The organism is Desulfomonilaceae bacterium, from assembly GCA_041662605.1.
Classification (GTDB): Bacteria; Desulfobacterota; Desulfomonilia; order Desulfomonilales; family Desulfomonilaceae; genus CAJBEZ01.
Genome location: JBAZSD010000009.1, coordinates 111697 through 127516 on the forward strand (window position 1 = coordinate 111697; position 15820 = coordinate 127516).

The 15820-nt window shown below is 46.0% G+C and carries 13 protein-coding genes; 5 read left to right on the forward strand and 8 right to left on the reverse strand.

Annotated elements, in window-relative coordinates:
* Positions 1–39 precede the first annotated feature (39 nt).
* The 5 genes from WC647_09490 to WC647_09510 form a co-directional block, all read right to left on the reverse strand.
* Positions 40–471: a type II toxin-antitoxin system death-on-curing family toxin gene (locus WC647_09490; protein MFA6222536.1), complete on the reverse strand. Its 432-nt coding sequence runs from the start codon at positions 469–471 to the stop codon at positions 40–42.
* Entirely contained in the window at positions 447–644 is a 198-nt protein-coding gene (locus WC647_09495; protein MFA6222537.1) for a hypothetical protein, read from the reverse strand. Before WC647_09495 ends, WC647_09490 begins: the two co-directional genes overlap by 25 nt.
* Before the next feature lie 180 nt (positions 645–824).
* Positions 825–1664: a type IV toxin-antitoxin system AbiEi family antitoxin domain-containing protein gene (locus tag WC647_09500; protein ID MFA6222538.1), complete on the reverse strand. Its 840-nt coding sequence runs from the start codon at positions 1662–1664 to the stop codon at positions 825–827.
* Between the two features lie 345 nt (positions 1665–2009).
* Positions 2010–2324, reverse strand: coding sequence for a NadS family protein (gene nadS / locus WC647_09505; GenBank protein ID MFA6222539.1), 315 nt, complete (start codon positions 2322–2324; stop codon positions 2010–2012).
* A complete protein-coding gene (locus tag WC647_09510) occupies positions 2321–2665 on the reverse strand; it encodes a hypothetical protein (GenBank protein MFA6222540.1) in 345 nt (114 codons plus the stop codon). The genes nadS and WC647_09510 overlap by 4 nt, the downstream gene beginning before the upstream one ends.
* A 128-nt stretch (positions 2666–2793) precedes the next feature.
* Here WC647_09510 and WC647_09515 point away from each other — a divergent pair, with 128 nt between their 5' ends.
* Entirely contained in the window at positions 2794–3036 is a 243-nt protein-coding gene (locus WC647_09515; protein ID MFA6222541.1) for a hypothetical protein, read from the forward strand.
* Between the two features lie 48 nt (positions 3037–3084).
* The gene (locus tag WC647_09520) at positions 3085–3996 is read left to right on the forward strand and encodes a restriction endonuclease (protein MFA6222542.1); all 912 of its coding nucleotides are present in this window, start codon (positions 3085–3087) and stop codon (positions 3994–3996) included.
* 39 nt (positions 3997–4035) lie between these two features.
* Here the strand turns inward: WC647_09520 and WC647_09525 are convergent, their stop codons facing one another.
* From WC647_09525 to WC647_09535, 3 genes are all read right to left on the reverse strand, one after another.
* A complete protein-coding gene (locus tag WC647_09525) occupies positions 4036–6135 on the reverse strand; it encodes a hypothetical protein (protein MFA6222543.1) in 2100 nt (699 codons plus the stop codon).
* A gap of 129 nt (positions 6136–6264) precedes the next feature.
* Positions 6265–9051, reverse strand: a complete 2787-nt coding sequence (locus WC647_09530) for a DEAD/DEAH box helicase family protein (GenBank protein MFA6222544.1) — start codon at positions 9049–9051, stop codon at positions 6265–6267.
* The gene (locus WC647_09535) at positions 9048–11795 is read right to left on the reverse strand and encodes a site-specific DNA-methyltransferase (GenBank protein MFA6222545.1); all 2748 of its coding nucleotides are present in this window, start codon (positions 11793–11795) and stop codon (positions 9048–9050) included. The genes WC647_09530 and WC647_09535 overlap by 4 nt, the downstream gene beginning before the upstream one ends.
* 355 nt (positions 11796–12150) lie before the next feature.
* Between WC647_09535 and WC647_09540 the strand changes: the two genes are divergently transcribed.
* The 3 genes from WC647_09540 to WC647_09550 all read left to right on the forward strand — a co-directional run bounded on the left by WC647_09540 (position 12151) and on the right by WC647_09550 (position 15797).
* Entirely contained in the window at positions 12151–12504 is a 354-nt protein-coding gene (locus WC647_09540; GenBank protein ID MFA6222546.1) for a hypothetical protein, read from the forward strand.
* A 36-nt stretch (positions 12505–12540) separates the two neighbouring features.
* Positions 12541–12936, forward strand: coding sequence for a hypothetical protein (locus tag WC647_09545; GenBank protein ID MFA6222547.1), 396 nt, complete (start codon positions 12541–12543; stop codon positions 12934–12936).
* 728 nt (positions 12937–13664) lie between these two features.
* Complete coding sequence (locus WC647_09550; GenBank protein ID MFA6222548.1) at positions 13665–15797, forward strand: phage/plasmid primase, P4 family; 2133 nt, start codon at positions 13665–13667, stop codon at positions 15795–15797.
* Positions 15798–15820: the final 23 nt, after the last annotated feature.

Sequence of the window (15820 nt, forward strand, 5' to 3'; positions counted from 1 at the left end):
GCCACCTCCATCCCTCGATCCAGACGTGGCGTGACGGTATCACTTAAACTTATCTGTAAAAATAATCCTCTGGTCTATCCACTGAATTAATTCATCAAAAGCCATTTTGTTCTCGGCTATGGAAAGAGCCACATTCACAATTTCCTTGCTGGTAATATCTCTCAGATCTGCTCCGTTCAGGTTCAAAAACCAAAACATTGCCGTCATTCCAGTTCGTTTGTTTCCATCCACGAATACGTGTCTGGTAATTATGTTGAATGCGTATACCGCCGCTTTTTCCGCCAGTGTTGGATAAGGATCGCTTTGACTTTGTCCAATCGTGACCACATCGAGAAGATATCCCAAGCTGTTGGGGTTATGTAAAACCCCTGCAAAACTGGTCTCTATCCCCTCTGAACTTAAATGTCGACGATGAATCTCTATGAGGTCGGAGAACTCCAGATACTTTATAACTTGGCTAGTTTCTTCCACGCTGACCGATATTTTCTGAGAATGTTTTCCAGCATTTCATCTTTGGAGGCTTTGCCATCGGTAGGACAGGAAACACCCATTTCCTTTAACTGAACATTCCTGTGAGCACGACCATCACTAGTTCGGTCGGTTTCGCTACACGAAGTGTTGATTTTTGATTTTAGAATTGTCATTGGTGTTTCCCAAGCAGTTGCTAATCTTTCTGACAGTCTATCTTAATCCAAAGTTCGACAATGATCCAAATAAATATCAAGAAGATCTCAAAATCATGGCCCTCATCAAAAACAACATTCTGGATTATCCCTCGACCGCTTCTTTGCGCAGGGCCCGCCTAAGACGCACATTAAGGGGTCTCATTTAACTCTCTTTTCCCCCAAGAAGTTATTCTGAATCATCCATCTCTTGTCATAGGGCCCTCGCCGGGGCCGTGTTGGATCCAGTAACCTGAATCCCTTTATCGGTATTTTTTCAAGAGGATCGACAAACTCAGATGGAGCGCCTAATCGTTCCAAGGCCCATCCTAGCCGCTTGATAGCGGAGGCTTTACCATATCGCACGGCATACCCGACCAGTTTTTCCAGGTCCAATTCATGGATGTGTCCTTCGAGAGTTGCCAACGCCTCTCCGATTCCTCCAAATAGCCTTGGCGAAACAAAAGTCTCAAGAATAGTACGCTCCTTATCTGTAATTGGAATCCGGAAACGCTCATCAACCCATACGTCTTCTATTCCAAAAAAATGGTCCGGTATCACGGTTACATACTCATATTTTGCGCCCCAGATATCCCACGCGTGCTTCCCGGCTTTTTTCACCTTAGATTCTCTCATGGTCGGGGTGACTACCTTTTGGGGAGTGAATGCTGTCACGATATGGGGTATCTGATCGGTAAAACCATGATGGCTCATTGCGGACCAGTGGCTTATCGCTGAAGGCTCCACCATTCTAGTGGCGACGGCGAATGGGTGTACTTGGACACCACCTGGCAAGGAGCCGGTCCCGGCGTAAAGGCCGCGCCTCAGTCTGATAATCCACCCGGCCTGTGAAAGATGTGAGAGAACTTGCGACAAGTAATTGTCGGAAATTCCGATCTTCGCAGCAGCGGTTTTAGCCTCCCCGACAGTGAATATGAACAGACCCTGGTCGGCTAATACCTGGAGAAGGTTCAATCCTTTTGTGTTACCGTAATCTATCATCTACCTCACCTTGGGAACTCATTAATAGATATCTTACTGCGTAATTATTATTTAATAAAGTGATTGTAGTAAGGTTTCTAATTAGGGATGATTAAATTGCCCCGTTCGCGAGACAGATAATCAAATTGCTTCAAACGAAATAGGATTGTCACGGAAACAGGGTATTCGGAAAAAAAGTTTCTATAAATAACAAAGACCCTTCCGGGCCTCGATGGCGTTCGTCGCATCATGGATAACCAACTTCGCATTACCCACACGAATTTTCAGTTTCGGAAAGCCCCGCTCTTGGCTGGTTATGTTCCAAGCAGAGAATTATCACTTAATCAAGGTTTTCAGGCGCACAAACTAACACCCTTTTCGGATTTCTCGTCTCTGTTTGACCACGTCCCAAACAATTTCAGGGTGAACTTCAGCTATTTGAAGTAATACTTTGGCTGGGCCCCGGGGCGTTCGACGCTTTTGTTCCCAGTTTTCCAACGTACGGACACTGATCCCAAGCATAGTTGCAAAGTCGGATTGGGTGGCCCCAAGTTTGGTCCTTATGGATCTAACATCCGGCCCTTCTACCTTGAACACTCGCGATGGCTCCATCGCTCCCCGAATTATTGATCCGGCTTGATGTATACTTTCAAGCAGTTCCTGGAACATCTCTTCTTTCATAATAACTCCTCTTGAACAAGTTTTCTGAGGGTCTTCAGTTGCTCTCGGCTAACGTCATTCTGAGCGCTTTTCGAGTAAATGTAGATCATGTAAATGGTTTCGCGATTTACGACCCAGCAGTATATTACCCTTACTCCGCCCCTCTTTCCTTGTTTCTTGAAAACCCATCTTATTTTTCTCAGACCTCCTGAGCCCTGAATGGGCGCGCCGTCGTCAGGATATTCAGTTAGATGGGCTTGCAACGCTCGGTACTGGTCGTCCGGTAATAGATCCAAGATCGCCTTTGTGAAAATAGGGGTTTCGATGAATTCCATAATAGCCTTGACTGAAAGGTACGCCATTGGCGTGAAGCTGTCAACATCGTTAACAAAAATATTTCAATAGCCATGTAATTGTCATATTATCAGTCATCTCTCATCAGCCGCAAACATTAGCCGGGTCAATATCGCCGAGACTATGGGGGTAAGAAATGAAAGTTATTGCCGTTGCTATTATCTTCAGTCTACTTCCAGTAATCAGCTTCTCGTCCGACCGAAGCACGCAGGTTCGGGACCGATACGGTAATCTTGTCGAGACAAAAGAAAGACACGGAGACGATACCACCGTTCGTGATCGCTACGGAAACATCAGTCGAACCGAACAACGTGAAGGCCGACAAAAGATTATCCGCGATCGCAACGGGAATATTATTGGAACAGAAGAAGTTGATTAAGTTTTCCCGTGGAACTGGCAGAATCGTGAAGAATAGAGGTAGGTCAACGTGGCAATTCCAGATTTTCAAACCATAATGTTACCACAATTAAAATTGTTGGGTGATGGTAAAGAGCATTTAGTTCGTGAGCTTACACAAAAATTAGCTGAGGAGTTCGACTTATCCTCCGAAGAACTCAGTGAGTTACAGCCGAGTGGTCAGGGAGTTTTTTATAATCGAGCAGGTTGGGCTCGGACTTATTTATCCATTGCCGGTCTTATAAAACTCTCACGTCGCGGGTGTTATCGAATAACGAATCTGGGCAAAGATGTGTTAGGAAAAAAGCCCAAAGCAATAAACAAGAAATATTTAGAACAATTTCCCGCATATTTGAAACATCAAGAGGAAAAGAAAACTAAGGTCCAAGATTCAGAAGACTTGACTCCTGAAAAAACTGGACTTACGCCTGATGAGATTATTATTAAGGCCCATAGGGAAATCAGTGACGCCCTCGCCCAACAGCTTCTGACTAATATCAAAGGATGTTCTCCAGCTTTTTTTGAAAAGCTAGTGATCGAGTTACTTGTTAGGATGGGTTACGGCGGCTCCAGAGATGACGCAGCTCGGGCAGTAGGCAAATCTGGGGATGGCGGAATTGACGGAATTATTGATGAAGACAGACTCGGGCTGGATTCGATTTACATCCAGGCTAAACGCTGGGACGATGTTGTTGTCGGCAGACCTGAAATTCAGAAATTCGTGGGGGCTCTAGTTGGGAGACAGGCGAATAAAGGAATATTCATTACAACTTCGACGTTTTCAGAGACAGCAAAGAAGTTCGTCAACGGTATAGAAAAGAAAGTCGTCTTAATAGATGGTGGAAAACTTGCTGAGTATATGATTAAGTATGACGTGGGAGTTTCGCTAACCACGTCTTACCAGATAAAAAAAATCGATTCCGATTACTTCACTGATGAATAGCCGCTGCCAATGGAATTTGCCGCATTCACCACCGGCTTTTCATTTTGGATTGGTTCTTTTTTGGTTCAATCCTTTTACAAACTCGTACTCATATATTGGATCACGTGACCCATACGAAACACTTCGAGTTAGTTCCACGGCAGTTTTCAAGGACTCAGCATCATGTACATCATCCAATATGTGAAGGAATTGTGGAAGACTCATGAATATACAATCTGCGAACCAGCCCCGCGATTGATCAGCGGACAGTGAAAAGAGAATTTTTCTATAATCTCTCAACCTTTGCAGGGTTTTTTCTGTCTTAAGCTTTTCCTCTACATTTCCTCTCATGAAAGTAAAACCAGTGGTATATAAATAGTTCAGCACGTCCCTGAAAATCTTGTTGTCATGAAAAGCGCCGTAATCCTTCAGGCTGACGACGACATTGCAGATTCTTCGTCCATCTAGCGCTAAGGTCTGGAATTGATTGGTTTCATTAACTTTAAGCTCGTGAGTCTCCCCCAGACTTAACGATAGCATTTGCCTAGTGAGCTGAAAGAGCCCCTTAATCAATCCACCACCTAAATCTTCTAATACCTCCACAATGTTACCTTGTCGTGATGGGACACTGAGGCCTTTTTTCTTACATTCAAACAGTAGAATAGTATCTTCGGTCTCTATAACAGCGTCAAAATCACCGTTTTCCACACAGTCACTTTTGTAATCACCGTTTAAGACCGTAATTCCCTTTTCAAGGAGCAAATTGCGAATAAACTTTTCGAAGGCGTCGCCGATTTTCTGATTCAGCCTTCGGATTCTATTGGATTTCAGAGCCGCATATATGGCCTCATAGAAGCCGGGCGCTGACAACGTCGGGTGCATGAAACAGAAACTTCTCTTGTCCAGTCTTATCAGGGGCTTGAATGCGAAGTCATCTTCATCAACAGTATTGTTTCCCGGTAATAGGCATTTGGTCGATATGGCTTGTTGTTCCACTGAAAAGTCTTCCAGCATTTGGTCAATAGTGCTGAGATCAATCCCTCTCAAGCTGTTATAAAGTTTATCTATTTTTATAACGTTTGGGCCTGTATCCTGTTCGCACAAATGAAATATGCAGTCCGCAAATGCTGCCGCATCATGAAATGACCATTTCAACCCACAATTAGGGCTTGGGTGGTTCACTAAGGGGAAAATCCCGAGAATTATTCGAGAAACGTCTGCTGGCCGAAGGTCTCTAGGTCGAAACAACTGGTCGAAAAATGGATATTCCCCAAAAATATCAATAAATGAATGACGTGGTTTGATAAATTTCTCAACCTTAGAGTATGGCTGTAAATCATACATGGCAGCCAGCCTCCTCGCGTCCTCTATTATCTCATTTAAAAGTTTGCGTTCGGAAGGATGTGCGATCAGACCATCATTCAAATGTTTGACTGCGACATTTAACAGATATCCTACAGGCAAAAGCGGTTCTGGCGCTGGAGAACCCGCCGCCCCCAAGCTGCCCAAATAATGTTTTGCGCTATATGCCGTAGGCCCCCCGGAGTTACTGTCTAGAAGATATCGCGATAATTTGTGCCCTCCTAACATCCTAATATCAGCATCAAGTTTTTCAACTATGGCCAATTCACCCCCATTTGGCAGGTCGATGCGTCCATTATCAACGTTTACAGAATACTTTCGGTCTCGAAAATACTTGGCGCTCTCAGCTACGGCAGCTTCGCGGGGGTGAAAAAGGCGAAAGTCCTCTCTGGGGCGATGGGAATTAAAGATCAACATGTGTTCTCTCACCAGCCCAACCGCCTCTCGCCATCGTGGCTCACAAGATGTGAGTTTTGCGAAATCAGAAGTTCTAGACACCCAGGATATTATGCACCCCAATATGCCGTAATAATTTTCTATAGGAAGCCCGTCCAAGAAATGTCTTAGCAGCAAATGCTTCCGGAGTATGAATAAATGACTGAGGTTGGATCTCGACTCTCCTAGGAGCAACCCCTCCACTCTATTCTTTATGTGGTCACTTATAATATCCAAAGAGTGGTTCTCGTCTGGTGAAAGGCCATAATGGGCCAGGATATTATCGAAATCCAGCGTGGTTGGCCGTTGCGGGATTTCCCCACCATCTACCCAATCTCTAAAGATTTGTTCTGAAGGAAACATATTTTTATTTTGGCCCTTACTCTCCCGTAGCTATCTTTAACGTATTAAAGCGGCAGATGAACGGTGATATTAAATACTTAACAGAAGGCTTTCGTTATTCTTTACCGTATTAAACCTCGATCGCCTCGGCTAACAATACTTACCAATTATCCCTTCCACATCGCCCGGATCCCTCGACACAGCAAAGGCCCATTCACCAAAACCGCCGTGGTTATTAACGGCCTCAACCCATTCTTCCATAAACCGTCTCTTGGTTTTGTCCTGTTCGGTTTCCTGGCCCTTTACTTCCAACACAAGGTTAAGGTCATTGACCAATTTTACTATAAAATCGGGTCGGTACTTTCTAACAACGCCTTGCCAGAAATAGTAAATTTCAAAACCCAAGTGATCATTTTTGACCCAGGCCGTCACGCCGTTATTGTTATCAAGGTGAAAGGCTTCGCAAGATTCCCAGGCGCTATCGAAAACACAGTAATTAATGTGAGATTTGACTGTGTATTCATTGGGTTTACCAGTATACCAGGGATTCATGTCGCCGGTGGATTTGATCGGATGCTCCTGATCGAACACGGGGGTCAAGACCGTTGTGTTGCTATCTTGAATCGAACCCCAAATATGGTTAACGACCGTAGCCATGTTCAAGGCCAAAACAAGTCTACGTCTCAAAGAATCGCTCTGATAGCTTGGGGGTAGAATTACGATCTTGTCTGACTTTAGAAAATCATCAACAAGTTTGAATAACTGCCCCAGGAGGTTTTCTTTAGAGCCTTTCCATGTAGGATTCATCTGCTCATAGACACGTTTGGTCACTTCAAACATGACCTTTTGCAGTCGATATTCCTCAGCCAGCTTTGCGAGATCTATACTCGTAATGGTTTTAATATCCGGCTTTCCTTCTACGACCGGGGCAAGATCAGCAAGCTTTATCGTATTTGCCGCGTCCAGCTCCAGAACGTCTATTGCTCCCATATCCAGTGACAGTTGTGGCCGAAAGACGTGTTCGATTCGGATCACATTAGGAAACGTGATCTCGAATTCCTGTTTATCTTTCACAGGCTCAATTCGGGTTTTCGGTGGCGGCGGCGGTGGCAAAGTGTCGCCGGTATCTTCATGAGGCAAAAACGTAAAAGGGACACCGAAAATGTTCACGTGTTCAGGATCGAATAATCCCTCTGAATTAACCTCATAAGCGGTTCTTCTCAAACCACGTCCAACCACCTGTTCACACAAAAGTTGGCTGGAAAAGGCTCTCAGGCCCATTATATGAGTGACTGTTTTCGCGTCCCATCCCTCGGATAACATCCCGACTGATATGACATTCCGGATCTTGCCACCCGGCTGTCCTGGCTGTCCGACTGTGTCAACCTGCTGCCGCAGAAGCTCGGCCTGTTGCTTCTTCGTTAATTTTTTGGTCTCTTCTCCATTGTCCTCTTCCTGGTCCACCTCGTATCCTAATTCGCCTAAATCCTCTGATTCAGCCATGGCCAATACTTTGGAATCAATATGTAATGTGGCCCCAGGGTCACATAAGTCGTCAATTGGGACATTGTGATGATCAAAGGAGTATTTGATTCTGGCGGCCGTTTCAGTCCTGTTGGCCACGCTAATCATTACAGGAGGGACTTTATGGCCGGCCTCCGCCCACGCCTTGAAAGTTTCAAGCCAGTCGGCTCCAAGCAAATGATAGGCGTTTACAACAAGCGACGGCAATGGCGATTCAGGTGTGGCCTTCCTGTTAAGATCGTCTTTGACCTCTTCGTCATTGTAGATATGGTAGAGTCTCGATTTGTATGACTCGGTGTCAGGGACTGTATCATCGCGAATAACAACACGGGGGGTTTTTACGAGGCCCGATTCAATTGCGTCATTAAGTCCGAAATCACTTACTATCCAGTCAAATAGGGCTTCCTCGCTCGCTTTCTTACCGGACGGAACAAAAGGTGTGGCGCTAAAATCGTAACATTTCAGGATCCCTCTGGCGTTCTGGATCCTATCAAGTCCGCCAATCCATTTGGTAGCTTCCTCAATGTCCTCTTTTAATAGGCCTTTTACTTGTACTCCCGGGGCGATCCGCCAGGCGTGATGGGCTTCATCATTAATCACAAGAATATTCCGGGCGGTGGACATGTCTTGCAATATTTCCCTGACGTAAGCCTCGTCGCTCTTGGGGCCCCGTTTATCGACTGATTTCTTCTTGCTGAGTTTTTCTTCTGTTTCCCATTGCAGTATGTGCCAGTTTCGGATCAACACCTTGCCAAGACGCAATTTTTCGACCATACCGGCAGGGACAATATTAAAAGCCTCATAATAATTGCCCAAGGAGCCGGGGGTTAGGACTTGCAAGCGGTTTCTAACGGTTAAATTTGGAGCAACTATGAAAACATTTTTTGAATACCGGGTATCCTGAGGAAAAGTCGCCTTGTTTATGACCTGCCACGCGATAAGCATCGCCATGACGACTGTTTTCCCTGTTCCTGTAGCCAGTTTCGAACACAATCTCTGGAATGAGCCACCATCTGAAACTATGTGTATCCCGACTCTGTCAGCGGCAGGAGCTTCAGCAAGCCATATCAGCGTCTCTATAGCCTCAAGCTGACAGAAGAAAAACCGCCTGTAATCTCTCTCTTCAGGATTATTCCAGTGTTCCAGCAATCGCTTTGTGACAGACGTGGTTCCCGGATAACCGGCTTGCCGCCACTCAGCAATACGTGGCCTGATCTTGTTAACCAACGGTATCTCAACAAATCGCCCAGGATCATCGAAGGCCTTGGAATCGGTCGACGCAATCAAATAACCGGCCGGTCTACGTCCATCAACCTTATCAAATGTCCGGCTCTCCCTGTCGTATTTCCAGTAATGTTTGGGCTCTTTATACGGGGAATTGACTATGAGGCGATCAGGCTTGTTGAGACTCATTTGTCCAGCCCCACAATCTTAACGCTTTCAATGCCCCTGTCATCTATCACCTTGACCGCTACCCGGTTGAATTCCCCGCCCTTAAATGGCAATGATACTGTTCCCCGGTAATTCTCGATCAGGTCAGCGTCAATTTCAGCCTTGAGATTTCTTGTCAGCTTTGACCAACCGGATTTTTCGTCAGCCATAGGGAAAAATACCTGTCTCGGGAAAACGCTTCGGCCGTCGTAATCCGTGTCGAGCATCCACATCGCGATTTTGTTTGCCCCGCCCGATTCAATTTCGCCGGCCTTTGTGTTGTAATAATCGAATCCTAAAACCTCGACTTGCCATTTTTCATCATCAATCCTGGTAAGCGTGATATCAGGCGAACCGACAAGCCAGAAACTCTGATTACTGGCCCGTTTCTTCTTGAGGTCTTCAGTCAGAAGGTCCGTATTCATTTGCGCCTTGAGTAGAGTAACCCCCGGCCATTTCGTTTCTTCGATATTTTTGGCCGCTTCGGGATCAAATTGGAAAGACGCGAACAAAATAATTTTTGGCGCTGGTCGGAGGGATTCCGCTTCTTCGAGAGCTAGGCTCACCTGGTTTGAGCCCAACGGGGCGTGTTCTGGCCCGAAAGAGACAACAACCTTTTGAGGCTGATCTTCCTTTGTTTCAGCTTCCGCGTGAAGCCATCGTGTCCCTGGCAAGGTTTCCACGCGAGAAAACTGGATCATCTGTCCACCTTTACCTCTTACGCCTGTCTTGAAAAGCTCATCTCGCCATTCAGCCTGTCGTAAACTTTCTCCGGTCCTGGCTATGGATGCGTTCGCTTCTGGGATTTGATCAGTGTTGAGGTCTTCTACGGCCTTAACTGTTGCCGCCGGTACGGCTTCAACTGTGAACGGGCCTGTGACACGTGCCTTCTTTGCGTCCGTAATTGGTTTATCATATAGAATTTCAGTGGGGGCGATCTTCTGGATACTTTCGTCTATTTGTTTCTGACGCTCTTTACGGGTTTCGATCCAGTCTTTATGTAATTGCTTTGTAGCTTCCGGCCAGTCTAGGTCGGCGTCAAATCGAATTTCCCATTCTTCCCATTTTTGCTTCAGCGCTTCGTTCAGTTTACTTCTGATTTCATCCAGTTTGGGCTGCCATTTTTCATGGATTGTATCGATTTGCTCATTGTGGGCTATGGATTTCAAAGTGATGTGAGGAACTGTTTCGTAAGTGAAACCGCTTCCAACACCCTCCGATGGTTTGGCCAATTCATAATAGTCATAGGTCGCCGTCATCAACCTTTGCTTGGCCAAGGCTATTGCCACCCTGGACGTGTCGCAGGTAATCCAACGGCGACCCCATTGTTCAGCGACGTAAGCGGTCGTCCCCGAGCCACAAGTTGGGTCAAAGACAAGGTCGCCCGGATCTGTAGTCATTAAAAGACAACGCTCTAAAGCCCGCCATGCCGTTTGGACAACATAATCTGGATTCTCCTCGCCTTTGAGATCATTCCAAACATTGGATAGAGCTATGTAAGGCCAGTCATGCCAAAATGCGATTCCTGCAAGAGATTGCCCCCCGGCATCAAAAAGCCTGTTAGCTTTTTTCAAACGATCCAAACCCGCTGGAACATCAAAACGCCACTGGCCATTTGAACCGCATTGCTTTGTCTTCCCACAAAATACATAGGGCTGACTACGCAATTGATGAAAATGTTGACTAACAATGGGGTAATTCACCCGTGCCCATCGCCAACCTGCTTCAATCCGTGCCTTCATCTCGACTTTAGGAATCTGTTTGATCCGGACCATCTGATCCATTGGTGATATGAGCGTGTTAAATTTTGGGTCATCTTCCGGATCGCTTCGCTCTTGGTAAAGTCTTTTCACACGATTTGTTACGCGATCTCTATCTTTACCGTACCACAAAATGAAGTCATTAACCGGATCAGTGGGTGTTGTTGCGCCTTTTTTCTTCAGGACAATCGTGACTATGGCCTGCGCCGCTCCAAACACCTCATCCATGAGACTCTTTACCCTATGCCAATTGTCATCGCTGATTTGAACAAAGACGCTACCACTGTCACTTAACAATTCTCTCGCCAAGAGGAGCCTGTCTCTCAGGTACGATAAATATGAGTGGATACCCAATTCCCACGTGTCCCTAAAAGCCCTGATCTGTTCCGGTTCTTGTGTTAAGTCATCATCTGCACCGTCTTTGACATCCCGTTTGTTTATGAATGGTTGGAAATTGGAACCATATTTGATCCCGTAAGGCGGATCGATATAGATCATCTGGACTTTTCCGGCCATACCTTCCTTTTCCAAAAGGGAGTTCATGACCAGAAGGCTGTCACCGGCAATCAGGCGATTGGTCCAATGATGGGAGTGTTTGTAAAACTCTATTGCGTTTCGGAGCGGCGGATTTTCTTCCGGCGACGAGAACAGCGATGATTGGGCTGGTCCTTGTTCAGACTGTTTCCTAACCGCCTCTATAATAGTCCTTGGTTCTATTCTTTCATGAACGTGCAAGGATACTGTGGGAACTTCGAAGGAAGTATGTTCGGCTTTTCCGCTCCATACAAGCTGCGGGTCAAGATGTGGATCGTATTCGTATTTTTTCTTTGGAGGGCCCTGGACCTCTTCCTTCTTGGCCAGACCTACAGGCGGATTGTTGAGCCGCGTCTTGTCCTTATGTTCGTAGTCCTCAATTGGACGGCCGTTGTTATAAGCTTCTTTGCTTTTTCCGGGTTTCCTGGGCACTACCCCCTCCATTATGCGGCTCTATATTGAACCACGGATTTGTTGGAAGATTAGTCGGATTCTTGACCATCTATTGTATGACGCAATCGTTCGGACGGCGCAATTATAATCTGCGTAAGTAAAATCAATATCGATTTTCCTTCCCTGATATTTTCTTTACGATAGCGACATTAATCTTCCCTTGAAATTTCTTTTAACAGACACGTGTGTCAAATAAGGACACATGAAAAAGGGCCATGCCAATAATTAAAGCGATTTATTTCAATCAAGTCTGTCATATCTGTATTATATTCTTGACAAACAGTCTTTTCTGTGATATAGGAAATGACAGAATTATGAGGGAAAGCAATCACACATGGCTAAAAAGCGGTCTGTAATCAATTCTGAGCCACTTTCCGATTTCTCGCGCCTTGTTACTCGCGAACAGTTTGATCGCGCCATAGCGGCTTTAGACCAGCAAATTTCATCGCTCCAAAATAAACAGACGGATAACGCTAGGCCCCTCACGGATGCTCCAAGACCTCGGATTTTCCATAAGAAAAAGGAAGGCTGTCGTGAGAAATTAGCGACAACAATTGACTCTGTGCTTTTTGAATTAATCAAGCAAAGACAACAAGCAGGGCAACAGTTGAGCCACATTCTGGACTCGGCGCTGTGGAATTATTTCGGCCGTCCAAAACTCTCATTTCAAAGTGACGACGAAAAATAAAATTTACGAATATTCCGAAAAAAAGGGGGGCCTAAATTGAAATCAAAACTGAAAACTTCACCGACAGCAAAGGAAAAAGCTCGTTCCGAAGGCGTTAACGCGACGGTTGAACTAACCAATCCAGGCATGGAAAGACTAAACGACCTGATCTCAAAAATGGCCTATCTCTGCGATGGCCTGATAGAAACCATGGATCGAACGCCGTCGCCTGAAACCGTGAACGCGGTTTACAAAATCGGCCAAACCATCGCCGGATTAACGAGGGCTCGGACCGATCTGGAAAAACTTCGTCTTGAAACTCAGGGTCTTCACCAAAAGGCTTTCGCATCCGTCCAGGCGCACCTTCGGAATGAGCTTCAAGGCCATCCAGAGCTTGTCAGCGAACTTCTCGAAATCATGGATACCGTTCATGACAGGATAGCACAACAATAACATCAAGATACCCCTCCCCCTATCGGTCAAACACCCACCCCCACCTCTACATTTAGGAGTGGGGTGTCGAACGTCCGCGATTTTTCGGGGTAGGTTTCGATCGCCTACCTTTGGTGCTAAAAACAAGAAAGCCAATTATATCAAATATATACTTAGCACAAATTTCGTAAAATGCCTCAAATGCAATTTTTCCCGCAAAATTTTGTCAAAACACCCTTTTTTTACATCAAACGCCCTCAAATGCCTCAAGTAACACATTGATATATCGACACATTCAGTCTTTTTTTGCTTGACATGCCAGTGCGCACATGTTACAATTCGATCCCATTGAGCAAACTCATCCAAGGGGTTTTGGGGTTGGTCACTTATCTTTTCCCGCGGAAGCCTTCCATCCGGCTTTCATGACAAAACCTTTTGATTAGATCTGGTCCTATTAAAGGGGATAAGGGGATAGCTGCGCCTGTCAGCTTAATCTGTAAATTTCAAAACTTTTGTATGCCTGGTTGGGCTGGGACGAAGACGGAACTGCTGGTGCCATTTTTCGAAGTCTAGACTCCGTTGGTGGTAACGCTTTGATCCTTTGATTTCAACAAAAGGAGGAATAAATAACACCTTCAATTAGTCGGCAATAGGGCTCTGATAACAAGGAGCAAGGCAAAAACAAACCCGGTCATGTTCGCAGCATGGCCGGGCGTTTTCAATGAAGTTAACCACGTAATAGGGGGATTATGAAGAATTCTCTAAAAAAAATCAAGGATTCCGTTGAATCTCAAGCCAATGGGACCAGGAATCAACTCGTCGAGGTTTACGACTATCATGATGAGCAGGGCAGAGTCGCTTATCAAAAATGCCGATTTGCACCAAAATCTTTTTCCTGGCGCAGGCCAGATATCAAAAACCCCGGCAAATGGATCAACCAAGGCGCTCTAAAAGGCGTTCGACGGGTCCCATATCGTCTTCCCGAACTCCTTGCGTCCAATAAAGACATCCCAATTGTCATAACTGAAGGCGAAAAAGATTGTGACGTTTTATTCAACATTGGATTTGTGGCTACAACTTTCGGGTCCAAAGAAGACTGTGTAAAATTACTGAAAGACCCCGGCATCCCGGAACACTTCAGGGGTCGAATTATCTGGCTGGTCGCCGACAAGGATTGTAAAAAGGAAAATAGGGCTAGTGGGTACAAGGCTTTTCGTAAAGCCGCTGCCGCTTTAACCCATGTTTGCAGGGAAACTCGTCTGTTCCTCCTCCCAGGCCAAGGAATTAAAGACCCTCACGACCTGGTTTCAAGTTCCGGACCTGACAAAGCCGGGGAAATTATAACAGCCCAGGCCCAAAGAGCCGGAATATTTAGATCCAATGGCGCAAATACCTTCGACAAACCCAACAATAAGCCTATTTCCTCGGCTGAAATACTCGCATGTCTCGATTCAAATGAGGATGGTGACGCCTTGTTATACCAGCGACTTATGGCCGGCCGTTTGTGCTACGATCACTCGACCGGTGATTGGTGCAAGTGGGAGTCTAATTGCTGGAAACTGGACCGCTTGAACGAAGCCACTGCGTTGATTCAGGAACTTATTGATCTTTACAGCCGTGAAGCTCAACGTCAATCCAAATTGGCCGCAATGACGAGCAATCCCAACGAAACAGCGGCTAACGTCCATAAACAAATTGTAACCAACCTCCTTCGCAGAATATCGAGCCTGCATACCCGCAAGCGAAAAAAAGATGTTCTTGCTTTGGCGGCCAATGGAGAGAATTCGCTAGGGATAACCGGCGACGAATGGGATCGTTCCACTTACCTTCTTCCGTGCCAAAACGGCATAGTTGATTTAAGGACAGGGAAATTCCGCCAGGCCTTGCCTTCAGACTTTATTAGAAAGGTGGCCCCTGTTGAATGGTGTGGGCTGGAAGCTCCGACGCCTCAGTTTGAAAAGTTCGTGAATCAAATCCTGGTGGACGAAAATTACCTGCCGGACCCTGAAATGGTTTCGTTTGTTCAACGGCTTTTTGGTTACGCGATAATCGGTAGCGTGACAGAACACATTTTCCCTGTCCTGTGGGGGCAACGCGGCCGGAACGGCAAAGGCACACTTTTGCTTGCGCTGAACCATGCTTTAGGCCCTTTTTCCGGGAGCATTAGCGTTGAGACTCTATTGCAGTCAAGATATGAAATTTCAGGAGCTGCTCCCAGACCTGATCTTATGAAATTACGGGGAGCACGACTCATTTGGTGCAGTGAGAGTGATCAGGGTCAAAGGTTGAGCGTGGCGCAGGTCAAGAAACTTTGCGGTGGCGACCCGATTTCTGCGCGCGGCGTCTACGCCAGGAGCCAGATCGACTTTATTCCAACCCATCAAATTTTCTTTCTTACGAACCATAAGCCGACGATTCCGGTTGGATCACAGGACCCGATTTGGCAGCGAACAAAAATAATACCTTTTAATCTATCTTTCGTTGATGTCCCTACAAAACCCTGGGAGCGAACAATTGACAAGCTCCTTCCGGACAAACTCAAAAACGAGGCTTCTGGAATCCTTGCATGGCTGGTGAGGGGGGCTCTGCAGTGGCAGGTCGATGGCTTACGGGTTCCCAAACGCGTTCATCAGGCTACCGATGAATATTGCCTGGAGGAAGACAGTGTGAGCCGTTTCCTTTCGGAGTGTTGCCGAAAAGACCCGAAATCCGCTGTTCAGGGAAGTCTGATTTACAACCATTACAAGGATTGGGCTGGTCAAAATGGCTATACGCCTGTGAATCAAACACTTTTTGGACGCCAGGTTGGCTCTGAAATCCCAAAAGAGAAATCTGGCGGAGTGGTTCTGTACCGGGGGATAGCCCTCATAGAATCAGCCTAGGGATAGTTTTGACAGTTTAACAC